This window comes from Yoonia maritima (assembly GCF_043641945.1).
GTDB classification, from domain to species: Bacteria; Pseudomonadota; Alphaproteobacteria; order Rhodobacterales; family Rhodobacteraceae; genus Yoonia; species Yoonia maritima_B.
Genome location: NZ_JBHZRX010000005.1, coordinates 201002 through 226854, shown reverse-complemented (window position 1 = coordinate 226854; position 25853 = coordinate 201002). Strand labels below are relative to the sequence as shown.

At 53.6% G+C, this 25853-nt stretch carries 29 protein-coding genes; 18 read left to right on the top strand and 11 right to left on the bottom strand.

What is annotated here, in order from left to right:
- Positions 1 to 14 precede the first annotated feature (14 nt).
- The 6 genes from ACHUEV_RS13285 to ACHUEV_RS13260 all read left to right on the top strand — a co-directional run bounded on the left by ACHUEV_RS13285 (position 15) and on the right by ACHUEV_RS13260 (position 5315).
- Positions 15 to 953, top strand: coding sequence for a sugar kinase (locus tag ACHUEV_RS13285; RefSeq protein WP_394180629.1), 939 nt, complete (start codon positions 15 to 17; stop codon positions 951 to 953).
- Entirely contained in the window at positions 946 to 1686 is a 741-nt protein-coding gene (locus ACHUEV_RS13280; RefSeq protein ID WP_394180627.1) for a ribonuclease activity regulator RraA, read from the top strand. Before ACHUEV_RS13285 ends, ACHUEV_RS13280 begins: the two co-directional genes overlap by 8 nt.
- 31 nt (positions 1687 to 1717) lie before the next feature.
- Positions 1718 to 2236 (top strand): peroxiredoxin family protein, encoded by a 519-nt coding sequence (locus ACHUEV_RS13275; RefSeq protein WP_106359278.1) that lies wholly within the window; start codon positions 1718 to 1720, stop codon positions 2234 to 2236.
- A gap of 201 nt (positions 2237 to 2437) precedes the next feature.
- The gene (locus tag ACHUEV_RS13270) at positions 2438 to 3421 is read left to right on the top strand and encodes a TRAP transporter substrate-binding protein (RefSeq protein ID WP_394180624.1); all 984 of its coding nucleotides are present in this window, start codon (positions 2438 to 2440) and stop codon (positions 3419 to 3421) included.
- Between the two features lie 84 nt (positions 3422 to 3505).
- Positions 3506 to 4036: a TRAP transporter small permease gene (locus ACHUEV_RS13265; protein WP_106359280.1), complete on the top strand. Its 531-nt coding sequence runs from the start codon at positions 3506 to 3508 to the stop codon at positions 4034 to 4036.
- Position 4037: 1 nt separating this feature from the next.
- Complete coding sequence (locus ACHUEV_RS13260; RefSeq protein WP_394180621.1) at positions 4038 to 5315, top strand: TRAP transporter large permease; 1278 nt, start codon at positions 4038 to 4040, stop codon at positions 5313 to 5315.
- Positions 5316 to 5445: 130 nt separating this feature from the next.
- Here the strand turns inward: ACHUEV_RS13260 and ACHUEV_RS13255 are convergent, their stop codons facing one another.
- The 3 genes from ACHUEV_RS13255 to ACHUEV_RS13245 form a co-directional block, all read right to left on the bottom strand.
- Positions 5446 to 6501, bottom strand: coding sequence for a YeeE/YedE family protein (locus ACHUEV_RS13255; protein ID WP_394180619.1), 1056 nt, complete (start codon positions 6499 to 6501; stop codon positions 5446 to 5448).
- A 59-nt stretch (positions 6502 to 6560) separates the two neighbouring features.
- Positions 6561 to 6896 (bottom strand): ArsR/SmtB family transcription factor, encoded by a 336-nt coding sequence (locus ACHUEV_RS13250; protein ID WP_394180618.1) that lies wholly within the window; start codon positions 6894 to 6896, stop codon positions 6561 to 6563.
- Positions 6897 to 7018: 122 nt separating this feature from the next.
- Positions 7019 to 7405, bottom strand: coding sequence for a hypothetical protein (locus tag ACHUEV_RS13245; RefSeq protein ID WP_394180616.1), 387 nt, complete (start codon positions 7403 to 7405; stop codon positions 7019 to 7021).
- A gap of 45 nt (positions 7406 to 7450) precedes the next feature.
- On the opposite strand from ACHUEV_RS13245, the gene ACHUEV_RS13240 reads away from it, so the two are divergent.
- From ACHUEV_RS13240 to hemA, 12 genes are all read left to right on the top strand, one after another.
- On the top strand, positions 7451 to 8188 hold the full coding sequence (locus tag ACHUEV_RS13240) for a cytochrome c biogenesis CcdA family protein (RefSeq protein WP_394180615.1): 738 nt from the start codon (positions 7451 to 7453) through the stop codon (positions 8186 to 8188).
- 12 nt (positions 8189 to 8200) lie between these two features.
- The gene (locus ACHUEV_RS13235; protein WP_394180613.1) at positions 8201 to 8767 is read left to right on the top strand and encodes a SoxW family protein; all 567 of its coding nucleotides are present in this window, start codon (positions 8201 to 8203) and stop codon (positions 8765 to 8767) included.
- Positions 8768 to 8884: 117 nt separating this feature from the next.
- Entirely contained in the window at positions 8885 to 9358 is a 474-nt protein-coding gene (gene soxX, locus ACHUEV_RS13230) for a sulfur oxidation c-type cytochrome SoxX (protein ID WP_394180612.1), read from the top strand.
- Positions 9359 to 9386: 28 nt separating this feature from the next.
- Positions 9387 to 9803, top strand: a complete 417-nt coding sequence (gene soxY, locus ACHUEV_RS13225; RefSeq protein ID WP_394180610.1) for a thiosulfate oxidation carrier protein SoxY — start codon at positions 9387 to 9389, stop codon at positions 9801 to 9803.
- A 17-nt stretch (positions 9804 to 9820) separates the two neighbouring features.
- Positions 9821 to 10150: a thiosulfate oxidation carrier complex protein SoxZ gene (gene soxZ, locus ACHUEV_RS13220; protein WP_394180608.1), complete on the top strand. Its 330-nt coding sequence runs from the start codon at positions 9821 to 9823 to the stop codon at positions 10148 to 10150.
- Positions 10151 to 10183: 33 nt separating this feature from the next.
- The gene (soxA, locus tag ACHUEV_RS13215) at positions 10184 to 11029 is read left to right on the top strand and encodes a sulfur oxidation c-type cytochrome SoxA (protein ID WP_394180606.1); all 846 of its coding nucleotides are present in this window, start codon (positions 10184 to 10186) and stop codon (positions 11027 to 11029) included.
- A gap of 99 nt (positions 11030 to 11128) precedes the next feature.
- Positions 11129 to 12832, top strand: a complete 1704-nt coding sequence (gene soxB / locus ACHUEV_RS13210; RefSeq protein WP_394180604.1) for a thiosulfohydrolase SoxB — start codon at positions 11129 to 11131, stop codon at positions 12830 to 12832.
- 16 nt (positions 12833 to 12848) lie between these two features.
- On the top strand, positions 12849 to 14120 hold the full coding sequence (soxC, locus tag ACHUEV_RS13205) for a sulfite dehydrogenase (protein WP_394180602.1): 1272 nt from the start codon (positions 12849 to 12851) through the stop codon (positions 14118 to 14120).
- Complete coding sequence (locus ACHUEV_RS13200; protein ID WP_394180600.1) at positions 14104 to 15165, top strand: c-type cytochrome; 1062 nt, start codon at positions 14104 to 14106, stop codon at positions 15163 to 15165. Before soxC ends, ACHUEV_RS13200 begins: the two co-directional genes overlap by 17 nt.
- Positions 15166 to 15206: 41 nt before the next feature.
- Complete coding sequence (locus ACHUEV_RS13195; protein ID WP_394180598.1) at positions 15207 to 15656, top strand: DsrE family protein; 450 nt, start codon at positions 15207 to 15209, stop codon at positions 15654 to 15656.
- 57 nt (positions 15657 to 15713) lie between these two features.
- Positions 15714 to 16145, top strand: a complete 432-nt coding sequence (locus ACHUEV_RS13190; protein WP_394180596.1) for a DUF302 domain-containing protein — start codon at positions 15714 to 15716, stop codon at positions 16143 to 16145.
- Positions 16146 to 16152: 7 nt separating this feature from the next.
- Positions 16153 to 17373, top strand: coding sequence for a 5-aminolevulinate synthase (gene hemA, locus ACHUEV_RS13185; protein WP_394180594.1), 1221 nt, complete (start codon positions 16153 to 16155; stop codon positions 17371 to 17373).
- A 7-nt stretch (positions 17374 to 17380) separates the two neighbouring features.
- Here the strand turns inward: hemA and ACHUEV_RS13180 are convergent, their stop codons facing one another.
- From ACHUEV_RS13180 to ACHUEV_RS13145, 8 genes are all read right to left on the bottom strand, one after another.
- A complete protein-coding gene (locus ACHUEV_RS13180; RefSeq protein WP_394180592.1) occupies positions 17381 to 18292 on the bottom strand; it encodes an MBL fold metallo-hydrolase in 912 nt (303 codons plus the stop codon).
- 72 nt (positions 18293 to 18364) lie between these two features.
- The gene (gene urtE / locus ACHUEV_RS13175; protein WP_394180590.1) at positions 18365 to 19060 is read right to left on the bottom strand and encodes an urea ABC transporter ATP-binding subunit UrtE; all 696 of its coding nucleotides are present in this window, start codon (positions 19058 to 19060) and stop codon (positions 18365 to 18367) included.
- Entirely contained in the window at positions 19060 to 19803 is a 744-nt protein-coding gene (gene urtD / locus ACHUEV_RS13170) for an urea ABC transporter ATP-binding protein UrtD (RefSeq protein ID WP_106358981.1), read from the bottom strand. The genes urtE and urtD overlap by 1 nt, the downstream gene beginning before the upstream one ends.
- The gene (gene urtC, locus ACHUEV_RS13165; protein ID WP_394180588.1) at positions 19800 to 20963 is read right to left on the bottom strand and encodes an urea ABC transporter permease subunit UrtC; all 1164 of its coding nucleotides are present in this window, start codon (positions 20961 to 20963) and stop codon (positions 19800 to 19802) included. The genes urtD and urtC overlap by 4 nt, the downstream gene beginning before the upstream one ends.
- Positions 20964 to 20967: 4 nt before the next feature.
- Positions 20968 to 22902, bottom strand: coding sequence for an urea ABC transporter permease subunit UrtB (urtB, locus tag ACHUEV_RS13160; RefSeq protein ID WP_394180586.1), 1935 nt, complete (start codon positions 22900 to 22902; stop codon positions 20968 to 20970).
- Between the two features lie 62 nt (positions 22903 to 22964).
- Positions 22965 to 24251 (bottom strand): urea ABC transporter substrate-binding protein, encoded by a 1287-nt coding sequence (urtA, locus tag ACHUEV_RS13155; protein WP_394180584.1) that lies wholly within the window; start codon positions 24249 to 24251, stop codon positions 22965 to 22967.
- Between the two features lie 401 nt (positions 24252 to 24652).
- Positions 24653 to 25432 carry a hypothetical protein gene (locus ACHUEV_RS13150; protein WP_394180582.1) on the bottom strand — a complete coding sequence of 260 codons (780 nt, stop codon included), beginning with the start codon at positions 25430 to 25432 and terminating at the stop codon, positions 24653 to 24655.
- A 36-nt stretch (positions 25433 to 25468) separates the two neighbouring features.
- Positions 25469 to 25831 carry a hypothetical protein gene (locus ACHUEV_RS13145; protein WP_394180580.1) on the bottom strand — a complete coding sequence of 121 codons (363 nt, stop codon included), beginning with the start codon at positions 25829 to 25831 and terminating at the stop codon, positions 25469 to 25471.
- Positions 25832 to 25853 lie beyond the last annotated feature (22 nt).

Below are 25853 nucleotides of genomic sequence, written 5' to 3'. Positions count from 1 at the left end.
GTAGGATACAAATTATGCGCGTCCTCGCGATTGGCGAATGCATGGCTGAACTTGCTCCGGCGGCCGAGCTTGATGATTATCATCTCGGTTTTGCAGGTGATACTTTTAACACCGCTTGGTACCTTGCACAGATACGGCCTGATATGGATGTGTCGTTTTTTACTGCCGTTGGGACTGATCCGCTGTCGTATCAAATGCGTGAGGCATTCGCGACAAGTGGTATCGACAGCAGCTACGTATTGACCGTGCCGGACAGCACGGTTGGTCTGTATATGATTTCACTCGAGAACGGAGAACGCAGTTTTTCCTATTGGCGTGCGCAATCAGCCGCGCGGCAATTGGCAACCGACCCGCAATTGCTCGCCCGTGCCATGACCGAAGTAGACCTGATCTATTTCTCGGGGATTACGTTAGCTATTTTAGATGTGACTTCACGTGAAATCCTTTTGGATGCGCTGCGAGTTGCCCGTGCCAGCGGGAAAGTAATTGCCTTTGATCCGAACCTACGGCCTCGTTTGTGGTCAGGCACTTCCGAAATGACCGCGACGATCATGCAGGGCGCAGCCGTCAGCGATATTGCTTTGCCGTCCTTTGAAGACGAGGCGGAATGGTTCGGCGATAGCGACCCAATTGCCACGGTCAGTCGTTACGCCTTGGCCAGGGCGACCACCATCGTTGTCAAGAATGGTGCGGATGCTGTGCATTTTCGCCACGGTGATATGTCCGGGGTAATGCCAGTGCCGCCATTGAATCGCGTTATTGATACAACAGCAGCGGGTGACAGTTTTAACGCCGGCATTTTGGCTGGGATCGCTGAAAACGCACCCTTGAATGATAGCATCACGCTGGCTTGCCGTTTGGCGGGGGCAGTAGTGCAAGGAAAAGGTGCGCTTGTTCCTATCGATCCCACTTTGTTTGAAGCGGTGTCTGTCAAAGGAAATGAGAATGCCTAATCCACAGTCAGAAAACGCAATTTCGCTCGACTCTGAAACACTTTCGCGTTTGTCACAGGCAAGTACGGCAACAGTCGCCACGCTTTTGTTTAAGCGAGGATATCATAACGCGTATGTCCAAGGTGTCTCTGCACTCGCGCCGGGAAAGCAGACACTTGTTGGGCCAGCCTATACCTTGCGCTATCTTCCTGCGCGACCCGACACTGATCCGCTTGATGCGTTCCGTGAATCGGACCATCCACAACGCGTTGCTGTCGAAGAATGCCCTGCAGGCGCTGTATTAGTAATGGACTGCAGGCAAGATGCGTCAGCCGCGTCGGCAGGATCGATTTTGTTGACCCGATTACAGATACGCGGTGCAGCTGGCGTTGTAAGCGACGGAGGTATACGGGATGCGGCCGGGGCATCGGCGCTACAGATGCCTGTGTTTGCGGCCAAGCCTTCAGCGCCCACTAATTTGACGAAACACCATGCCGTAGACATCGGCCTTCCGATCGCATGCGGTGGTGTTGCGGTTTATCCGGGCGATATTGTTTTGGGCGATGATGATGGTGTGATGATTATCCCGCGTCACCTTGCAAACGAAATCGCCGAAGAAAGCGTTGCTATGGAACTGTTTGAGGCTTTTGTTCTCGAAGAAGTTAATCGCGGCGTTTCAATCCGCGGCCTATATCCACCAACAGATCCTGACACGCTTGTCCGTTTCCAAGAATGGCAACGGCAAAACGCATAGCATTCAAATTCAATTACCGGAGAAGTTAACAATGCCTACACCCAAACCCATTGCCGGAAGTACACTGAAGCCGATGTCGTTTCCCCGTCTCGGTGGCGGAGAGGTCACTGTCGGCGGTAGCAAAGACAACTGGACTTTGTTTATTGTGTATCGCGGCAAGCATTGTCCGCGCTGTAAAAAGTACCTCAACATACTGAATGATATGCGTGCTGAATGGGCTGCTGCGGGCTTTGATATTGCCGTCGTATCTGCGGATACAGTGGAAAAAGCCGCAGCTGACCAACAGGAGTTTGGGTGGGATTTCGCGCTAGGTTACGGGCTAACAGAACCTCAGATGGCAGAGCTGGGTTTGTTTGTTACCGAGCCTCTTTCGCCAACAGAAACGGATCGCCGTTTTGCAGAACCAGGTACATTCGTGATTCGTCCCGATGGCAGTATTTTGTTGATTTCAATTTCGAACGGCCCCTCCGCACGCCCTGAGCTAAGCGAATTGCTGGACGGTATGATCTTCACAAAGCAAAATGACCGCCCGCCACGTGGCACTGTTTGACAGTTCAACGCCTGCAAACATGTTTAAGCCGCTATTTTTCGGCTTAAACTTAAGAAAACGACACCAAATACTGCTTGCCGCGAAGGGTTTGTTTGACACGTTAACTTGACGAGTATACTAGTATACCTGTTGGCGTGTTGGGAGAGAATCCAACGGTTCTAGGGAAGCACGCAAGCAAACAATTGGATCTGGGAGGATTACATGACATTGGCTTTTACAATTCGCGGCGCCCTAATTGGTAGCTGTCTGGCGTTCGCCGCCACCTCGGTTGCGGCAGAACAACTTCGTGGTTGGAATATCCACGTAGAGGATTATCCGGTTTCCATTGCGATGGAATCCTTCGCAGCAGAGGTTGCCGAACGCACCAATGGCGAACTGACCGCAAAGACATTCCACAACGGTGTCTTAGGTAGTCAGCCTGACGCTATCGAACAAATCCGCCTAGGCGTGATCGACTTTGGTGAATTCAGCCTTGGGCCTATGGGAACATCAATTCCTGAAACAAACGTTGTATCGCTGCCATTCATTTTCCCAAGCATCCCGGCGATGTATGAAATGATGGACGGCGAAGTTGGCGAAGCTATCGGCGCGGGTATGATTGAGCGTGGTATCGTTCCGTTGGGTTGGTACGATGCGGGTGCGCGGTCATTCTATAACTCTGTACGACCGATCAACACTCCAGCAGACGTTGAAGGTCTCAAGGTTCGCGTAATGAGCAATGATTTGTTTGTTTCGATGGTTGAATCGATGGATGGTAACGCGACACCCATGGCGTTCGCCGAAGTGTATCAGTCAATCCAGACTGGCGTTGTCGATGGTGCGGAAAATAACCCACCCTCATACGAATCCACCAGCCACTATGAGGTTGCCCCTTTCTACTCATTGACGGAGCACTTGATCATTCCAGAGTGCCTATGCATGTCGAAAGTAACCTGGGACAAGCTGACAGCTGAACAGCAGGAGATCTTGTTAGATGCAGGTCACAACAGCGCACTTCTTCAGCGTGAACTGTGGCAAGCACGTGAAGCCGCAAGCATGGAAATCGTAAAGGCGGGCGGCACAGTCGTGAACACAATCGCAGACAAAGGCCCATTCCAAGACGCAATGGCGCCTGTTTACGAAAAGTTCCTAGCAGATAATCCAGACCTTGCTGATTTGGTCAACATGATCCGCGACGCAAGCTAAAACACTTGCGAAACGCCAAGCGGCCTGTGTCAATGTGAGGCATGGGCCGTATTTCTGTCAGGCTAAAATTCAAGTGAGACGAGAATGAGCGGTTCTAAATCTCTAATAGCGCGCTGTGAAACTGTACTGGATGTGATCCAGAGGATCAGCATTTTTACGGCATCCGTGGCGTTGGTGGTACTTGTTATCACTTTTGGTTGGTTGGTTTTTGGCCGATATGTTCTGAACGTTACACCGACCTGGGTCGAACAGCTTGCGCTATTACTGATATGCTACATCGCCTTTCTTGGCGCGGCGGCGGGCGTCCGAGAGGGAACACATCTTGGAGTCACCATATTTCGTGACCTGATGCCTATTGTTGTACAGAAAGTTGTAATTATCAGCATCGACTTTGTTCTTGCGGCATTTGGTATTGTGATGTGTATAGCGGGCATCACGCTTATGAAATTTGGGTGGGACTCGTTCCTACCGATGCTCAACATTCCGGAAAGCTTTCGAACGCTTGCCATTACATTGTGTGGCGCGTTGATCGTTTTGAACGCCGGTATCCGCGGCCTCATTCGGATTGCGACGTTCTCCGAATGGAAACCTAACCCATATTTGCAGGAGTCCTAAGATGGGTCTCGCTATTTTGATGCTCGTGTTCGGTGTGGGAGTGGTGCTGGGCGTGCCGGTTGCGTTTGCGATGGGTATCGCAGCAGCTTCTGCCTTTTGGTATGAAGGCTTTCCGATGCTAATCACATTCCAGCGCGCAACCGCTGGGGTGTCGGTATTCTCGCTTTTGGCAATCCCGTTCTTCGTCTTGGCCGGCGAAATCATGTTACGCGGTGGTATCGCAGAGCGGCTGGTAAAGCTTGCATCAGCGTTGGTTGGTCACTTTAAAGGTGGTCTAGCGATGGTGAATATCTTTTCTAGCATGTTATTTGGCGGTATTTCGGGTTCCGCTGTTGCCGATATTTCTGCACTCGGATCGATCCTTGTCCCTGTCATGAAAAAGCGCGGCTACCGCCCTGACTTTGCGGTGAATGTGACGGTCACGTCATCGATTGCGGGTATCGTTATCCCACCAAGCCACAACATGATCATCTTTGCCGTTGCCGCTGGCGGCGGGTTGTCAGTATCGAAACTGTTTCTCGCAGGTGTCATTCCCGGCATGTTGATGTGCGCGAGCCTTGCTGTTGCGGCTTACGTTCTTTCTGTCAAACACAACTACCCGGCTGAACCGTTTCCAGGATGGCGCGAAGTTGGTCGCAGTGCAGGTGACGCGGTTCCCGGGTTCTTAACGGCGGTGATTATCGTCGGGGGTACCTTATCAGGCGTCTTTACGGTGACTGAATCGGGTGCATTCGGCGCGATATATGCGCTGCTTTTGACAACCTTTTTCTATCGTAGCCTTAGCTGGAAATCATTCGTCCTATCGATAACAGGAACGGTGCGCACGACTGCGATGGTCATGATCCTGATAGCTTTCGCTAGTTCGTTTGCCTATTTGTTAGCCCTTTACCAAGTGCCCGAAAGGTTGAGCAACGCACTTGTGACGATCTCGGATAACCCGATCATCATCTTGTTGATGATCAATGTCATCTTGCTACTCTTGGGCATGATCATGGACATGGCGGCATTGATCCTGATCTGCACACCTATCTTCCTACCGATTGCAAAAGGGCTTGGGATGGATCCAACCCAATTTGGTATCATGATGTTGATGAACTTAGGTTTGGGGCTATGCACACCGCCGGTTGGAACTTGCTTGTTCGTCGGGTGTGCTGTGGGGAAAATCAGAATTGAAGACGCACTTAAGTCAATTTGGCCGTTCTACCTGGCCATCTTGGGGGCGTTGATCCTAGTGACCTATGTGCCCGCTGTTTCACTTTGGTTACCATCATTGTTTTAGAGTTGCGGAATACTTGCGCGTGTTCTCGCTCCGAACTTTGAAATTCAGTCAACAATATTAAAAGCGCAAACCGCGCTGTAAACTCGCACCAATTACTGCGGCAGAGTGACAGGAAGCAATTATGCGCAATCTACTCCGCCGGGGCGAACCCCTCTATCATTTGTTTTAGGCCAAAAGCGGCGCCCGTAAAGATCGCCGCAAATGTCACTGGCGCACTGTAAGCTAATAGCGAAAACGCTGAGAGGCCTTGTCCGATACTGCATCCTATTGCGATTACGGCTCCTACGCCCATCAATGCGGCTCCGAATATCTGGCGGCGTAGTTCCCTGGGGTCTTCACAGGCCTCCCAGCGGAAGTGCCCTTTTATCAAGCTTCCTAAGAAGGCGCCGACCCACACGCCTGCGATTGATCCGATACCAAACGACAGTGATCGTGCGCTTGAGGTCATGCCGTAGAGCATTGTCTCGCCAATGGGTGCCGCGAACGTATGACCGACGACTTGTAGGTTCTCAAATCCAGTGCTGTGGATGTAATACATGCCTGCCCAAGCAGAACTGACAGCGAAGCCGACGATGATCGCCCAGATTATTGCGCTCCGATTGTGGATGAAATCTCTGTCAGTAAGCGTGATGGCTGCGATCACTGTTCCAACAACAAGCCCAACGACTGCCACAGGTACGCCAAGTACGTCCCCTAACAGGTGTGCAATACCAGCAGGTGTATCGGCTGGTGTCATGCCTCCAAATATTGCCAATCGAATTGGGGCTAGGGGGCCAGAAATCGTCGCATATGCCGCCATTCCCATGACGACGACGATAACGAACGACCGTAAGTCGCCGCCGCCTAAACGCGCGATTGCGCCGTAGCCGCAGTTGCCAGCCATCGCCATGCCATAGCCGAACATCAGTCCGCCAACGATACTTGAAATAGGGGACCAACGTGCGGCGATATAAAACGAACTGGTTGGATCGAATAGACCGAAGGCCATCAGTCCAAAGCTGCTGATGATCGCGGTTCCAATAGCGAGCCCCCACATGCGCAGGCGCATGTCGTTTGCTCCATAGAGGAAGTCTTCGATAGCGCCGAGTGTGCAGAAGCGGCCAAGCCGTGCTGCTAGCCCCAGAAGGATACCGCCAAGCAACCCTATGATCGCGGCGACATTCCCGTCTCCCCATGCTTCAAGCATTCGCACCCCTCCCAAGGCGTGTGGTCGGACGCATGATCTGTGGGAAACAAGCGGTCCGGTTAGTCAGCCTCGCAGAATAGCTCGTAAACGAGACCAATTATTCTGCGGGACCGATCATCGGTCAAGCTGTAGTAAATCGTTTTGCCTTCGCGGCGGGGCTGCACCAGACCTTCAAGGCGCAGGCGGCCTAATTGCTGGGATACAGCGGCTTGGCGCGCGGAAAGCAGTTCTTCTAGTTCGGTCACTGACTTTTCGCCAGTCGCAAGGTGGCACAGGATCATCAGCCGACCTTCGTGGCTGATTGCTTTTAGATAGTTGGTTGCCGTGGTGGCATTTTCCATCATCCGATCCATCTGATCGTCTTCCAAATTGGCGTTAAGTACTGGAAGTGGCATTAGCACGGGTCCCATGTTTTCGGATAAACACCGAACTCAATAGCGGATATGCGCAGCGGATCAAGTCTGGCACCCGTGTAACCATAGGTAATTAATATATTCCGCACTATTTTGCTCATGATCTAGTCGGAATGCCTGATTTGGTAGGGAATCTCAGCGTGCGCAAGCATTTGCCCTAGAAGTCCCCAAAAGAAATCTTCGCCCGGATAACCTTCTATGCGGTTCACCTCTGCACCGTCCACAAGCAACACAAACGTTGGTGAGAAACTCACACGGCGGACCAGTTGAATATCGTCGGGGATAGGTTTTGTCATATCGACACGACGTAGAGGCGCTGCTTCTCCTTCGCCAGTCTTTGGATAGATTGGGCCGATCTCGGCATTCCATCGTGCGCACCACATACAACCGGGCTCTTCGGCCATCAGAAGTTGGACCTCTGCCCGCAAGGGAAGGGTCAGCACAAAGAGCGACAGGATGCCGCTGAAAAAGATAGCCAAATGCCTACGCATTCAATAATCTTAATATGAATATATCGTTTGATCAAGGAAACAACGATGCTCGACGTTTCTTACTTTGGGGCTGCGATTGCCGGGTTGCTCTCTTTTTTCACACCCTGCGTGTTGCCGATGGTCCCATTTTATTTGTGTTATATGGCTGGTTTGTCGATGAACGAATTGCGCGAAGGCACCGGAATTCCGGCAGGTGCCCAGCGTCGACTTGTGATCTCGGCTGTATTCTTTGCGCTTGGCGTCACAACGATTTTTGTTCTGCTGGGGATGGGCGCAACTGCGTTAGGGCAGACGTTTGGCGCATGGCGTGATGCACTCACGTATGTTGCTGCAGGTATTCTATTCGTCTTTGGTCTGCATTTTCTTGGTATCGTACGTATTCCGATTTTGTTTCGCGAGGCACGCCTAGAAAGCAGTGCGTCACCTACCACGGTTGTCGGTGCTTACCTCATGGGGTTGGCATTTGGCTTTGGCTGGACGCCATGCGTCGGCCCGGCGTTGGCTGCAATTTTGATGGTCGCGAGCGGAATGGGCAACGTATGGCACGGTGGATCGCTGTTGTTCGTATACGGCGTTGCGATGACTGCGCCATTCGTCGTTGCGGCATTATTCGCGCGTCCGTTCTTGGGGTGGCTGCAACGAAACCGTCGTTATTTGGCACATGTCGAAAAGGTGATGGGCGCGATGCTGATCATATTTGCGATCCTGATTGCGACGAACTCGGTGAACTACATCGCGCAATGGATGATAGAAGTCATGCCTGCATTCAGTAACTTGGGATAGGGAGAAGCCCCGATGCTACGTAAAGTTCTAACAACTTTGGCCGTGGTCGCGGCCTTGCCAGCGTTTGCTTTGACGATGGGGGATGATGGTCTGCACAAAACCGACTGGATGCGCGACACCTTCAAAGATCTTCGTGAAGATTTAGACGAGGCCAACGCCGAAGGTAAGCGGCTGATGGTTATCATCGAACAACGTGGCTGTATCTATTGCACGAAGATGCACGAGGAAGTCTTTCCTGATCCGGCTATTGATGCGCTTATTCGCGAAGAGTTTTTCGTCGTCCAAATCAACATGTTCGGCGACATCGAAGTCACAGACTTTGACGGTACTGTGTTGGCGGAAAAAGACATGGTTCGTCGGTGGAATGCACTGTTCACGCCGACCATGATGTTCTTTCCAGAGGAGGTCCCCGAGGATACGACTGCAACGCAAGCGGCCGTCGCGATGATGCCGGGTGCCTTTGGCAAATGGACGACTCTCAATTTGCTAACTTGGATCGTCGATGAGGGGTATTTAGGGGATGAGCCGTTCCAAAAGTACCATGCGCGTATGATCCAAGAGGCTGGAATTACTGAGTAAATGGGACAATTGCATATAAACATTCAAATAATTGATTTTGTTGTTGCGAGAATCTAGTTTCGTGCGCTACGGTATACACCGAGGGTCGATGATCCGCCGATGATCCAGGGAGGGACCATGAAACGTATAATCACCGCTGGCGCTTTGGCCGCCTTTGCAACTGCCGCACTGGCCGAGGATGTTGCGCCCGATGATGTGGTTTTCACTGAGTACGGTGAAGTCGAGAATTCGCTTACGGGTGTGCCGGGTGATGCCGCTGCCGGTTTGGAAATTATGGTCGCTCGTGGTAAAGGTAACTGTATCGCCTGCCACCAAGTGACAGCGCTTGAGGAATACCCGTTCCACGGTGAAGTCGGCCCGTCACTTGATGGTGTTGCCGATCGCTGGGACGCTGCGCAGCTGCGTGGCATCATTGCGAACCCTAAGATGACATATGATGGGACGATCATGCCGGCGTTCTATCGGATTAGCGGTTTTACGCGTCCCGGTAACGCGTTCACTGGCAAAGCAGCCGAAGGGCCGCTGTCGCCGTTGCTGACCGCGCAAGAAATCGAAGATGTGGTGGCCTATCTTCAGACTCTGTCTGAGTGATACGGCCCATTTATGAACAGGAGAAACCATGAAACTGACGCGTAGACACACGCTGATGCTGGCAATGGGGTCGGCTGCTGCGGCGATGCTGCCGCTTCGGGCCTCCGCTGCCGCAGAAGAGGCGATTGCCGCTTTCACAGGTGGCGCTGAGGTCGGAACTGGCGGCTTGACGCTAACCGCACCAGAAATTGCAGAGAACGGGAACACGGTGCCGATCTCGGTCGACGCACCGGGTGCAGAGGCCATCATGATTTTTGCGGCTGGTAATCCAACTCCAGCTGTCGCGACCTTTACGTTTGGTCCGCTCGCCGCGTCCCAAATGGCATCAACACGCATCCGCCTTGCTGGCACCCAGGATGTTGTCGCGGTTGCGCGGATGGCTGACGGCAGCTTTGTCGAGGCCCGCCAAGAAGTAAAAGTCACCATCGGCGGCTGCGGCGGCTAAGCGAGAGGAATAGAAACATGGCAGAGAATGTAAAACCACGCGTTCGTGTTCCCCGCGACGCAACGGCTGGCGAAGTTATCACAATCAAAACGCTGATTAGCCACCCGATGGAGTCTGGGTTGCGCAAAGATGGCGATGGCAACCTGATCCCACGTTCAATCATCAACCGGTTCACTTGTGACTTTAACGGTCAGAACGTGATCGATGTCACGCTCGAGCCGGCGATTTCGACGAACCCGTACTTTGAATTTGAAACTGTTGTGCCTGAATCAGGTGCGTTCGAGTTCACTTGGTATGACGATGACGGGTCTGTCTACACTGATACCAAAGAGATTGCGGTCAACTAAAGACCGCAACATTGCCAGGGAGGGCCAATATTCATGAAGACGCTTATCAAGGGTGGGGCTATGGCCCTCTTGCTGCTGTCCTCGACTGCGCTGCGAGCTGACGAGGAAGCAGATCTGGTGATCAATGAAGAGATCGAGATCACGGTACGTACTGATGCACCAGAACATCTGGAAAATCTGCGTACGATCTATTCCGGTTGGGTATATCGGTCAGACGAGACCCAGTCGCTGCAAATGGATGATTTTGAAAACCCCGGCATGATCTTTGTGGATGATGCACTCGAGACTTGGGCGATGGCTGAAGGCACCGAGGGGAAGTCATGCGCAGATTGTCACGGCGATGCTGAATCCCTTGTTGATGTGCGCGGTAGCTACCCCAAATGGAACGACGAAGCCGAAGAAGTCCGCACCCTTGCGATGCAGATCAACGGATGTCGTACCGAACAGATGGGCGCTGAGGCGTGGAAGTATGACGGCGGTGATATGCTCAACATGGAAGCGCTGATTTCTTCTGTCGGGCGCGGTACACCAGTGAACGTTGCAATCGATGGGCCTGCACAGTCAGCGTGGGAGCTCGGTCGCGAGCTATACTACACGCGTACTGGCCAGCTGGATCTATCGTGCGCGAACTGCCACGAAGACAACTATGGCAACAACATTCGTGCGGATCACCTAAGCCAAGGTCAGATCAACGGCTTTCCGACCTATCGCCTGAAGAACGCAAAGCTGAATGGCGTACAGTCGCGTTTCCGTGGATGTGTCCGTGACACTCGCGCAGAAACATATGCGGTTGGCTCCGATGAGTTCATCGCGCTTGAACTTTATGTAGCTTCCCGCGGTAATGGCCTGTCCGTCGAAGGACCGTCCGTCCGCAACTAATCCTCCCGACTGCCCGTGACTGGATAACTGGTCACGGGTTAACTCTTTTCTTAAATATTCAGTTTTTGGAATATAAAGCTGATACAAAGGATCGACCAAATGATCTCTCGTCGTGATTTCTTACAAGCAGGTATGGCAGCGTCAGCTATTGTCGGTGCGTCTGGTTTTGGGAACTGGGGCAGGTTGGCCGCCCAACAGGCATTGACCCAGAACCAACTGCTCGACTTTGATACCTTCGGTAATGTGTCACTCATCCACATTACTGACATCCACGCCCAGCTTAAGCCGATCTATTTCCGCGAGCCTGAAATCAACCTTGGTGTCGGTGACAACAAGGGGCAGGTGCCGCACGTCACTGGTTCTGATTTCCGCAAGCTCTATGGCATCGAAGACAATAGTCATTCGGCCTATGCGCTGACCTACAATGATTTCACCGCTCTTGGCAGTGCTTACGGCAAAATGGGTGGGATGGATCGTGTTGCGACTGTCGTGAACAATATTCGCGCTGCCCGCCCTGACGCCTTGTTGCTGGATGGCGGCGATACGTGGCACGGGTCCTACACTTGCTATCAGACCGAAGGTCAGGACGTTGTGAACGTCATGAACCTACTGAAACCTGATGCGATGACGTTCCACTGGGAATTCACGCTAGGGTCCGACCGCGTACGCGAAATCGTTGGTGATTTGCCTTTCGCCGCGATGGGGCAGAACATCTTTGACGCCGAATGGGACGAACCCGCCGAAGATTTCGTACCTTACAAATTCTTTGAACGTGGCGGCGTAAAGATCGCCGTCATTGGTCAGGCGTTCCCATATATGCCGATCGCGAACCCCGGCTGGATGTTCCCGGAGTATTCGTTCGGCATCCGTGATCAGCGCATGCAGGAAATGGTCGACGAAGTACGCGCCAAAGGTGCCGAGCTTGTAGTCTGCCTGTCGCACAACGGATTTGACGTCGACAAAAAAATGGCAAGCCGCGTGACCGGGATCGACGTGATCTTGGCGGGGCATACTCATGACGCACTGCCAGAGCCGGTACTGGTCGGCGAGACGATCATCATTGCCTCCGGTTCAAATGGTAAATTCGTGAGCCGCGTTGATCTGGACGTGCGTGACGGCCGTATGATGGGTTTCCGTCACAAGCTGATCCCGATCTTCTCTGACGTGATTGAGCCCGACGCCGAAGTGGCCGCGGCCATCGACGCAGAGCGCGCGCCTTACATCGACACGCTGACAGAAGTGCTGGGTAAGACCGACGACGACACGCTTTTGTATCGTCGTGGGAACTTTAACGGATCATGGGATGACCTGATCTGCGAGGCACTGATCGAGGAACGCGAAGCTGACATTTCGATGTCGCCTGGCGTGCGTTGGGGGCCGTCAATTATGCCTGGCCAAGACATCACACGCGAAGACCTGTGGAACGTCACTTCGATGACGTACCCTAAGGCCTATCGCACGGAAATGACCGGCGAGTTCATCCATACGATCATGGAAGACGTCGCTGACAACCTGTTCAACCCTGACCCCTACTATCAACAGGGTGGCGACATGGTTCGCGTGGGTGGCATGGGCTACCGGATCGATATCACCAAGCCAATTGGCGAACGTATTTCCGACATGACCCTGCTGAAAACAGGCGAACAAATTGACCCTGCCAAGTCCTATGTCGTCGCAGGCTGGGCAAGCGTGAACGAAAACACGGAAGGCCCCGATATCTGGGACGTGGTCGAAAGCCACATTCGCAACAAAGGGACAGTTTCGGTTGCGCCGAACACCTCTGTTCAGGTTGTCGGTGCCTAAGGAAAAGGAACAGAAAATGAGCGATATTTTCAAAGGTATGAAACCTTCGCGGCGCAACTTCTTGCGCGGCGCGGCGGCCAGCGGTGCTGCGCTTGTTGGCGGTGCGACAGTCGCACGGGCAGAAAGCGAGCCCGCAATTTTGGAAACCAAGCCATGGAGCCAATTTCTTGGGCCGGGCGTTGACGAAGCCCCATATGGCATGCCGTCAAAGTTCGAGGCGCATGTGCGCCGCCAGAACGTGCCATGGCTGACAGCTGATCCGATCAGCTCGATCAACTTTACGCCGCTTCACGAGTTGGACGGGATCATTACGCCCAACGGCCTGTGCTTTGAGCGTCACCATGCTGGCGTCGCCGAGATTGATCCCGGCGAGTATCGCCTGATGATCAATGGTCTCGTAGACCGCCCGCTCGTTTTCACGATGGAAGACCTGATGCGGTTCCCACGTGAGAACCACGTATATTTCCTTGAATGCGCGGCGAACTCTGGGATGGAATGGGCTGGTGCACAGCTGAACGGATGTCAATTCACTCACGGTATGATCCACAACGTTCAGTACACCGGCGTTCCGCTGCGCCTATTGCTGCAAGAGGCTGGTGTTAAAACCACAGGCAAATGGCTGCTACCAGAGGGCGCAGACGCGTCTGGTATGACCCGCTCTATCCCGATGGAAAAAGCGCTGGATGATTGCCTTGTTGCGTTCAAAATGAACGGCGAGGCCCTGCGCCCAGAACAAGGTTACCCGGTCCGTCTGGTTGTCCCCGGCTGGGAAGGCAACATGTGGGTCAAATGGCTGCGTCGTATCGAGGTTGGTGACCAGCCTTGGCACCATCGCGAGGAAACCAGCAAATACACTGATCTACTTGGCAATGGTCAGGCGCGTCGCTTCACATGGGAGATGGACGCAAAATCCGTCATCACAAGCCCAAGCCCGCAAAAGCCAATCACCCATGGTCCGGGTCCAATGGTTCTGACCGGTGTTGCATGGTCTGGTCGTGGAACGATCCCGCGTGTGGACGTGACAATTGACGGCGGTGCCAACTGGCATCAGGCCCGCATGTCAGGGCCATCGATGGATAAGTCGATGCACCGTTTCTACTTTGATTTCGAATGGGACGGAAAACCAATGCTGTTGCAAAGCCGCGCGCATGACAGCACGGGTTACGTTCAGCCGACAAAGGATCAGCTACGCGCTGTCCGTGGCGAAAACTCGATCTATCACAACAACGGCATCCAGACATGGGCAGTAAACGAACAAGGGGTGGCTGAAAATGTCGAAATTTCTTAAGGGTTTTGCCCCAATTGGGGCAGCAGTATTGCTCGCAACACCGGCGTTCGCACAAGATACCTTGGGACTTGGCCGCGCAGCGTTGCCTGACGAAATTGCCGCATGGGATACTGATGTGCGCCCAGATGGTCTTGGCCTGCCCGTAGGCAGTGGCGATGTGTTCACTGGCGAAGAAGTGTACGTCGAAAAATGCGCTGCTTGTCATGGCGACTTTGGCGAGGCCGTAGGCCGCTGGCCAGTACTGGCTGGCGGGCATGGTAGCTTGTCAGACGACGACCCAGTCAAAACAATCGGTTCGTACTGGCCCTATCTGTCGACCGTCTATGACTATGTGAACCGCGCGATGCCCTTTGGCGCCGCCCGAACACTTGAGCCGGACGAAGTCTATGCGATTACCGCCTATCTTCTGTACGTGAACGATTTGGTCGAGGACGACTTCACACTTAGCAACGAAAACTTCCTTGATGTGGAAATGCCCAATGCGGACAATTTCTACATGGATGACCGTGCCGAGACTGAGCTTCCTGAGTTCTCGGTCGCAGACATCTGTATGGAAAACTGCAAAGACAGTGTCGAAATCACGATGCACGCGAGCGTGCTGGACGTGACGCCAGAGACTGAGGAAACAGCTGATGAGGAAGCCGTAGCTGTAGAAGAGCCAGCTGTAGAAGAAGTTGCTGAAGCAGAACCAGAAGTCGTTGAAGAAGCCGCACCTGCGGTTGATCCAGCACTGATCGCTGAAGGCGAAGGCTTGTTCCGTCAGTGTAAATCATGCCATGAAGTTGGTGATGGTGCGCGTGGCCGGACAGGTCCACATCTGAACAGCATCATTGGCCGGACGATCGGTGGCGTTGAAGGTTTCCGCTATTCACGCGGATTTGCTGAGGCTGCAGATGCAGGCGAAGTCTGGGCGAACGAGAACCTAGCGGCGTTCCTTATGGATCCTCGGGGAACAATGCCCGGAACAAAGATGTCGTTCCGCGGTTTGCGTGACCCAGCCGATGCAGATGCGTTGATCGCGTATCTTAACCAGTTCGAGGAGTAACGCAGCACTGACGGTCGCAAATGGCAAGGGGAGGGAACGCCATGCTGAACGTAATTCGAAACTTTGTCATTGCGACCGTGTTGTTCATTGGTTCCGCTGTTGGAACTTTGGCGCAAGATGATGGTGTTCATTATCTTGCGCTCCAGATCAGCGATAACGATTCGCAGAAGATGAACACCGTATTGAATGTGGCCGTTAACGTATCAAAGCACTACCAAGATTTAGGCGAAGAAGTCGAAATCAGGATCGTCGCATTTAACGCAGGATTACATATGCTGCGCACGGATACGTCGCCGGTTTTGGAGCGGCTTAGCGCGTTTGAACAGTCTATGCCCAACGTCAGTTTTGCGGCGTGCGGGAATACAATCGACACTATGACAGCAAAAGAGGGTAGCGCCCCACCGATTTCAGACCACGCTGACAGGGTGGCTGCTGGGGTGGCCGAATTGATGATGCTTGATGAAACCGGGTGGACACTGATCCGGCCTTGATCGAGATCAGAAACGCAAAAACCATCCCGCACTAAACTGAACGTAGGAGGATACATTATGAAAAAAATTCTAATTTCCAGTGCGATCTGTCTGCTGGGTGTAACTGCAACTGCCCAAGAGGCAACGACCTATCCGTTTGACGGTAGCTTTGATGACGCGGCATTTGCGGTTGAAAATGCGATCATCGGTAAGGGGCTTGTCATTGATTACGTAAGCCACGTCGGTGACATGATGAACCGTACCGGGGCCGACGTTGGCAGTGATGTCGTGATTTTCGACGCAGCAGATGTGTTTTTGTTCTGCTCGGCGCAAATATCGCGCCAAGTAATGGAAGCTGACCATTTGAATATCGCCCATTGCCCTTATGGGATTTTCGTCGCTGACCGCGAAGGCGAGGTTTTCATCGGGCACCGCAACTATCCCGAAGGCGAAATGCAGCAAGTGCAGACGCTTTTGACAGAAATTATCCAAGACGCCGTCGGCGAATAGGACACGCATGAACTATAACGACTATTTCGAGGCCGAACTGACCCGGCTAAAAGACGAAGGCAATTACCGGGTTTTTGCCGATCTTGAACGTCACCGCGGGAACTTTCCGCATGCGACCAATCGCGGTGACGAAACCAAAGAAGTCACTATTTGGTGCTCGAACGATTATTTGGGCATGGGCCAGCATCCCGCCGTGATATCCGCCATGCATGACGCGTTAGACACGGTTGGTGCAGGCGCGGGCGGCACGCGTAATATCTCTGGCACCACCCATGAACATGTCTTGCTAGAGGCCGAATTGGCCGATCTGCACGGCAAAGAACAAGCTTTGCTTTTTACTTCGGGCTACGTCTCGAACTGGGCGGCGCTTGGGACTTTGGCATCAAAGATACCAAACTGTATTGTCCTGTCAGATGCACTGAACCACGCAAGCATGATAGAAGGCATCCGTCATTCAAAAGCAGAACGTCAGATTTGGCGGCACAATGACTTGGAGCATTTGGAAGAGCTGCTTGCAGCGCAGCCGCTTGACCGTCCAAAACTGATCGCCTTTGAAAGCGTCTACTCCATGGATGGCGACGTGGCCCCAATAGCCGAGATTTGTGATCTCGCAGATAAATACGGCGCGATGACCTATCTTGATGAGGTCCACGCCGTTGGTCTTTACGGCCCACGCGGTGGCGGCATCGCCGAACGCGAAGGGCTGATGGACCGGATTACGGTTATCGAAGGGACACTTGGCAAGGCATACGGTGTGGTAGGTGGCTATATCGCAGCCAGCGCGGCGCTTTGTGACTTTGTACGTTCATTCGCGAGCGGGTTCATTTTTACCACTGCGTTGCCGCCTGCGGTCGCTGCCGGGGCGCGTGCGTCGATCCAACACCTGAAATCCAGCAGTGCAGAGCGTCAGGAACAACAGGCCAATGTGGCCGCCGTACGTGAACGTCTAGACGCGGCTGGTATTCCGCATATCGACAACCCAAGCCACATCATTCCCGTGATGGTGGGTGACCCGGTCAAATGCAAATATCTGTCCGATATCCTGTTGGCCGAACACGGCATTTACATCCAGCCAATCAACTATCCGACGGTTCCAAAAGGCACAGAACGCCTGCGTATCACGCCGTCGCCCGTGCATTCGCCGGAAGACATTGATCGGCTTGTTTCTGCGTTAGAAAAGCTGTGGATGCAGTGCCAACTCGCCCGCATTCCGATGGCGGCACAGTAGCCAAGGGCTAAGCCCCGTCGGCGACAAACCTATAGCTATCGTCGCGTTTTTCGACGCGACCTAACCCACCGTCAGGTAGGTGGAAGCCAACCATACGCATTTGGCTATGCGCCAGTTGATCCAATAGCGATATCCGTGTTTGTGCGGCCATCGGGGCGTCCTGGTCAGAACCTGACAACCATTCAGGGCGCTCAAACGCGACGTGGTGGTTCAAGATGCTATCACCGACGATCATGACTGGCTCATCACCCAACTGGACCTCAAACGCCATATGGCCGGGGGTGTGCCCGAACGTAGCGCGTGCCGCGATGCCGCCTAGGAATTCCTCACCATCATTGAAAAGGTTGATGCGGTCGCCTAGCTCGGCTAACCGACTTGCCGCGCCCACTGCAAACACTTGCCGCGCGGCTTCGATCGTCGAAACGGTATTGGGATCAGTCCAATAATCCCACTCAGCGCGGCCCATATGATAGGCTGCATCGGGGAACGTTAGGTCACCGAAGTCATCCAACAGTCCCCACAAATGATCTGGATGTGCGTGTGTAAAGACCACGTCAGTAATGTCGTAAGGGTCGACACCTAGTTCATCTAGCGCGTCCATCAGTTTACCAGCGGATGGCATAAAATCAGGGCCAGCACCAACATCGAACAAAACCGTGCGATCACCATTCCGCAACAAGGTCACGTTGCAGTCAGGTTCTAACGTTTCGCCGCTGATACCATATTTGGCCAGTATTTGATCCGCTTCCTCCATTGGGGCGTCCCCGAGTGAAAAGGACTTTGGCAAGACCAAATTCCCATCGCTCAGCGTATCCAGCCGAGTACCACCAGCATCCAAGGTGGTCTGCGCCCAAGTCAACTGTGGTGTAAGGAATGACGCGGCGGTGCTGGTTAAAAATGTGCGGCGTGTGATGTGCATAACGATCTCATATTCACTTTTTCGAATACTACTATCGTCGTGTGCAAAAAGAAACTGATTTGTGATGGCCTACTAGAGCGCCAGCTCAGCAAGCATTGCTTCGCGTGTGACATCTGCCTTGCCCGCGCGACGTGTAACTTCGCCTCTTGTCATCACAATGAAACGATCTGCTAGGCCATATGCGAAATCGAAGTTTTGTTCGACGAGGACGATTGCCATGTTTCCTTGCTCGCGCAGCAGGCTGATTGTACGACCGATTTGCTGGATCACGTTCGGCTGGATGCCTTCTGTCGGTTCATCGAGAAGCAATACCTTAGGCCGTGTGATCAGTGCGCGTGCGATAGCTAGTTGTTGTTGCTGACCGCCGGACAGATCGCCGCCGCGTCTTGCTTTCATGTCCAGTAGAACTGGGAAGAGCTGGAAAATCTCTTCAGGAATGGAACGTTCATCCTTGGGAAGGCAGGCAAAGGCAGTCTCTAGGTTTTCTTGTACTGACATCAGCGGGAAGATTTCGCGCCCTTGCGGGACATAGGCGATGCCCGCACGGGCGGCGGCGAATGCGGATGGATGATTAAGCTGCTGATCACCAACTGCCAACGTGCCATCGGTATAAGGGTGGCGGCCAGATATCGCCTTGAGCAGGCTGGTTTTGCCCACACCATTCGTACCCATCACAGCGGTCACTTCGCCAACGGGTGCATTCAGCGTGATGCCATGCAGGATCTGGCTTTGCCCGTAATGCAGGGTCAGGTTCTCAACGTTCAGCATTATTGGCGTCCTAGATACACATCGATAACGGTTTGGTCGGCGGTCACGTGGTCCAGCGATCCTTCGGCAAGAACCGATCCTTCGTGCAGCACGGTGACTTTGCAATCAAGGCGGCGCACGAATTCCATGTCATGTTCAACCACCACAACCGCACGCGTCTTGGCCGCGCGTTTTAACAGGTCAGTTGTCAGTTCGCGTTCCGCAGTTGTCATCCCAGCGGCGGGTTCATCGACGAGCAAAAGGCGTGGATCTTGGGCAAGCAACATCCCGATCTCGAGCCATTGTTTTTGACCATGGCTTAATTCGCCTGCGCGGCGTGTCAGACTATCGGATAGGCCAATCTCGGCCGCTATTTCTTCGATCCGTTGGCCACCTTCTTTGGTCTTTTTATAGAATAGAACAGCGAATGGTCCGCGGGGGTTACGCAAAGCCATCGCAAGGTTTTCGCGCACGGTTTGATCTTCGAAAACGGTGGGCTTTTGAAATTTGCGCCCGATCCCTTCCATCGCGATCTCGCTTTCGGACATGCCAAGTAAAGATATGTTGCGATCACCCCATGTGACGCGCCCTTCATCCGGCTTCGTCTTGCCCGTGATGATATCCATAAAGGTCGTTTTACCTGCGCCGTTCGGGCCGATCACCGCGCGCAATTCAGGTTCGCCGATTTGGATGGATAGGTTGTTGATCGCGCGAAAGCCATCAAAGCTAACTGACACACCGTCGACTTCTAAAAGCGTGCTCATGATGGTTTCCTCACCAGATAATCAAACAACCCGCCGATGCCCTTGGGCGCGTATAGGGTGACTGCGACGAACGACACGCCAAGCAGTACAAGCCACCAGTCGGTCCATTGGATCGTGTAAAAGCCAAGTGGGATGGCCGGTGCGCCACCGCCTGTGAACCAGCTGGACAACAGCGACACAAATGCGGCCCCGATAACCGCGCCATAAAGCCGCCCGCGCCCGCCAATCGCGACCCAAACAGCCAGATAAATTGACGCGATAGGTGCGATTTCTGCTGGGTTAATGATGCCTGCCTGCGGATAATACAGTGCGCCCGCGATGGCGGCGGCGACGGCGGTCAGAGTGAACACGAACAGTTTGTAGCTTTCCACATGATACCCAAGAAACCGGACGCGTGATTCATTGTCACGGATTGCCTTGATGACGCTGCCCATCTTGCCTGATGTGACCCAAGCAAACAGTACGTAACCGAGTGCCACAGCCAGTGCTGATGCGTAGAAGAACGCGAGCGAGATGGTGGATTGCGGTGTGTCTTCAAACCCCGGAATGTTTTGCAGTCCGGACAGGCCGTTATTTCCGCGCAACCCACTGTCGTTTTGGAACAGATACAGTGCCAGCGCGAGGGTCATCGCTTGGGTAAGAATCGACAGGTAGACGCCCGTGACCCGGCTACGGAACGCGAGCCAGCCAAAGACGAGCGCGAGCAACCCCGGCACCAGCACGACCATTAACAACTGAAGGAACAAGCTGTCAGAGAACGCCCAGATCATCGGGAATTCAGAACTACCAACAACGCCAAAGATTTGGTTGCCGATGGCATCAGTGATTTCTTGTGTGGTTGGGGGGATGGTTTGCGTTGCAAGGCTGTCGAGCACGATCCCTTCGGTCCGCGCGTACATTAGCCACATGCCAACGGCATAGCCGCCAATCCCGAAGAAGGCGAAATGCCCAAGGCTTAGGATACCGCAATATCCCCAGACGACATCCATCGCGACAGCGATCAGGCATAGGCATAGTGTCTTACCCAGCGTTTTCACGAATGACGTGGACATGATTCCAAGGCCGGCGTCGGATAGAATGGTAACGACGATGGTAAAGATGCTGAGCCCCAGCAAAAACCAAAGTGTCGACGGATTGCGTATTAGAAAGCTTTTATTCATTGGTTTAGTCCGCCGCTGCCCGGCCCTTAAGCGCAACGATGCCTTTGGGTCGGAACTGAATAAAGAGAATGATGAACAGGATCATGTAGGTCTGCGCGGCCAAGGTATTTGACGGGTTCAGCCATTCGATCCCTTTTTGCAGGAAGCCAATAAGTGACGCGCCTGCAAGCGTGCCCCAGACATTCCCAACGCCGCCGACAACCACGGTCATGAACGACTGCACGATATAATCGGCACCCATCTCGGAGGTGACCTTGGCGTATAGCCCAATCGCAACACCTGCGATCCCTGCGATCCCCGAACCAAGTCCGAAGGTCAGCATGTTGATCCGATCCGGGTTGATCCCCATGGATGCGGCCATGCCGGGGTTTTGGGTGACAGCACGTACCTCTAGCCCAAGCCGGGTGCGTTTCAGGACGAACAAGATCAGGAACAGGAAGATCACCGCGAGTACGAAAATCGCAATACGGATATAGCTGATCTGAACCACATCGTTGAACACCCATGCGCCGTCCAACCATGCTGGCGATGTCAGGGGGCGTGCTTGGGTGCCAAAGATGTTTTTGGCGAGTTGCTGCAACGCGATCGAAATGCCGAATGTCGCCAGCAGAGTTTCCAGTGGGCGGTGGTATAGGTGACGGATCACCAGACGCTCCATCGCGACGCCAGCGGCAAAGGTAACGGCAAAGGCAAGCGGTAGCGCGATGATGATAGACGCCGTGTAGCTGGGGATGAACAGCTGCACGACATATCCCGTATAGGCACCCATCATGATGAATTCGCCGTGGGCCATATTGATGACGCCCATAACGCCGAACGTGATCGCAAGCCCAATGGCCGCCAGAAAATAGATCGAGGCAAGTGACAGTGCATCAAGCGCGAGGTCGGCTGATTGGCCAACGGCTACGCGCGTCTCAACTGACGCAAGTGCGGCCTTCGCGGCATCGGTAATTGCTGCATCGGACTCGTCGTAGACCTCAAAGAAGGTGAACTTCGCTAGCGCCGCATCGCGGTCTGTTTCGGTCACCAGCGGTGGAACCGTACCGGCATGGGCCAGCTGTGCGTAGGCGCGGTTTCGGTTGGCTGTGGTGCCCAGTTGTGCGACAGGCACATCGCCAACGCGACCGTTGATAATGTTGGATGCAAGTGCCGCCTTGATCGTGTCCGCATCGGTACGTGGGGCGGCAAAGTCATCAGCGACCAGCAGTTCGTATGCGGCATCTAATGACATGTCTTCGCCGGGGTTCAGGACACGGGCGATATTGACGTCAGTTGGCAGTTCTTCGGCCAGTGCGGGGTTTGTGGTCAGGATTTGGTTCAATACCGCGCGTGCCTCGACGCTGACATCGGTGGATAGGCTGTCGATGGCGGCAATACGGTCTGCAGGTTCCTCAGCAAAGCTCGCTGACAGGAAATTCGCGAGCTGGATTTTTCGGGCCTTTAGTGTGGAGTCTTCTTCGCCATCAATCGAACCAAGCAGCGGGGTAAGCTGACTTGCCTCTGGACGGCGGGCGATGGATGCGACGGCCGTTGTTCGACGGTTAAGGTCTGGGTCCATCAGTTGGAACTGAACAAGCGCTGTGCCGATCACGCGACGCACGCCACCGTTGGGCTTAAGCTGTGTAAAACCGTCAGAGGGGGCGGTCGTTTCTACACCGCTATCAATATCAGTAAGGATCAGGTTGTCGCCGTCCTCGTCTGCAATAAAGAACAGACCTTCAGGGCTTTGCCAGACGGATTTATCCTGCCATTCCTCTAAAAACGTTGCGACTTGCGGAATGCCGGAGCTAGCAAGGTCATCCAGCACGGTACCAACAGTGCGGCGGCCCGGCTTGGCGACTTGTTCGGCGTGGGTTTGCAGTAGGTTTTGGAGTTCTTGGGCCTGAACCGCGGGCGAAAATCCCAACAGCAAGGCGAGCAAAATTAAGACGCGGGGCATGAGGGTCTTTCGGAATTCAAAAGTGGTCAGGCGCGGAAGGGCTCCGCGCCTGATTGAAATGCTTAGTAGTTTGAAGTCAGCTGAACGCAGCTTTCAGTTTCGACATTGTACATGCCGCAACCAAGTTCCTGCCAATCAGACTTAAGAACCGCTGATTCAGGCAAGAAGTCTGTCCATGCATCGCCCGGAACTTCTTCGGTTTGGCTGATGATATCGAACTGACCGTCGGCTTGGATTTCGCCGATCAGAACTGGCTTTGCCAGGTGGTGGTTTGGCAGCATGACGGCTGTACCGCCTGTCAGGTTCGGGAATTCCTGACCGTACATTGCGTCACGAACAGCGTCGACGTCAGTAGTGCCTGCAGCCTCGACCGCGTTCACCCACATGTTGAAGCCGATGTAATGCGCTTCCATTGGGTCGTTTGTGACACGATCTTCGCCAGCGAATGCTTTCCATGCCGCGATGAAGTCAGTGTTCGCGTCGCTTTCAGCAGACTGAAAGTAGTTCCAAGCGGCCAAGTGACCGACAAGGTTGGATGTATCCAGACCTGACAGTTCTTCTTCACCAACTGAGAAGGCCACAACAGGGATGTCGTCAGCGGATACGCCAGCAGCAGCCAGTTCTTTGTAGAAGCCGATGTTTGCGTCGCCGTTGATGGTGGAAATCACGCCAACCTGTTTGCCGTCTTCGCCAAGCGCTACAACGTCAGCAACAATTGTTGCCCAGTCAGAGTGACCAAACGGTGTGTAGTTCACAAAGATATCTTCTTCTGCGATACCGTTGTCGATCAGGTATGCTTCGAGAATGTTGTTGGTTGTACGTGGGTAAACATAGTCTGTACCCAGCAGCGCAAACTTCTCAACGCCAAGCTCTTCAAGGAAGTAGTCCGTCGCTGGGATCGCTTGCTGGTTCGGGGCCGCACCTGTGTAGAATACGTTACGCGAGGATTCTTCGCCTTCGTATTGTACAGGGTAGAACAGCAAGCCGTTCAGTTCTTCGATCACAGGAAGAACGGATTTACGTGAAACCGACGTCCAGTTACCGAAAATAACGTCGACTTCGGATACGGTCAGCAGCTCGCGTGCTTTTTCAGCGAACAGTGGCCAGTCGGATGCCGGGTCAACGACGACGGCTTCGATTTCACAGCCCAAAAGACCGCCAGCTGCGTTTTGCTGTTCGACCAGCATCAGCATTGCGTCTTTCAGTGTAGTTTCGGAAATCGCCATAGAGCCGGATAGCGAGTGCAATACGCCCACTTTGATCGGATCTGCGCATTCTGCGGCGGCCATAGAAGTGCTGGCCAGCAATGCCGCAAATACGGACGCGCCTAGTGTCTTTTTATATGCCATTGAAACAATATCCCCGTTTCGTTATCGCAGAGCCCTTTCACTTGGCCTGCGCCAGGTGCTATGCGGGATCCGCAACAGTGCTGTTGTAGTCGCGCGGCGGGAAGTTTCTGCCAGGAAGCCCCACTGCGCGGCGATGGATGTCTTTTGTAGACGATCATCTGAGTAGGCTGCGGATTGAGCAGAGTCCTGTTTGCAGCGCTGAATAACACGGCAGTCGCTGTCGGTTGCGGTATTATTCGCCACATTTCGATGCTGTTGTTTAAATTATAGGCATGTGGGGAAGTTGCGGCATTGACGCAGCGTTATGTCGCATTCTGCAAGTCACACAAATGAAAACACCGACCTTTCGGTCGGCGCTTTTTAAACTTTTGTGGCTAGGGTTGTTTTGCCTTGCCTATTAATTAACCTAGGGTGGCGGTCCATGCCGCGACGATTTTCGGCATTTGGCTTGGCTTATAGCTAAACAGACCAACATCGTTGCCATCGATCGCAACCGCGACTGTTGTTCCTTCGCCCAGTGGTTCGTTAAGGCAGAACAGGCGCGCGCCTTCTTGCTTTGGCTGAACGGCACGATGGCGTTTACGGAATTCTGCGACCTGCGTGCTCCACAATGCTTCGAGCATGCCGACATCACCAACAGTTTTGGCAACGTCACCATTCGACACATAGACATAGGCGGTCATGTCGTTGGAATTTGCGGTCAGGAAACGTTCAATCAGCGCGACAGGTTTCGCATCAAGATCGATATGCCATAGCTTGGCTAGACCGCCGGCTGAAATGCCAGCCTCTGAACTTGTACCAAGAGGTTGAACAGGCAAGCTGCGCACGGTGACGCGGTTCGCGGATGCGCATAGCAATAGCATGAGGTCGCCAGCGGCCTGCAGCGTTTCTGGCTCATCACGTGACAACACTTTGCCGATGACGTTTGCAGCCTCTGGCACATTACCTGAAACTTCGACGAGGCCACGAAGACGGCGGCCCGCGACGATCATGCTGACGTTCACATCATCGATGCTAAAGACCAGCGTGCGTTCCAATACAGTCGCGTCGACTTCGTTCAACACGGCGGCTAGTGGGGTCGGGGACCCACCCTGAGAAATAATGCGGCTACCGCCTACATAGACTTCGTTGTCGGCCAGCAGCGCGGCAAGTTTGTTCGCGATAATTGACGTGTCACTCACGGTTGCTGCCTCGGTTCATTACTTTGTTCATACTGCTCATCCACCCGTGCTTAGCTTTTCGAGCAGTGGCTGCGCGTCTGCAAGAAACGCGTTGATATCCAGATTCGATGAGCTAACGCAGCACATCACGTCGTTTGGTTCAGACTTTGCACGGATAAAAATGCGAATCTGGCCGCGGCTTGCGACAACTGCGCTCGCGCTGGGCTCTGTTCCAAGAAATTGCTGGCGCTTGGTGCCCATGGTCAATGCGGCCTCGGCACATAGGTTATCAAGGCCCTCACGGGGCAAAGATGTCGCCGAATTTGTCACAAGGATCATTTGCGTAGACAAATCCGCAAAGGCGATAGTATCGCACGCTGCGAATTTTTCCTGCAATGCATCTAGATCGTCCACAACCATGATTGTTGGCCCGCTAATTTTT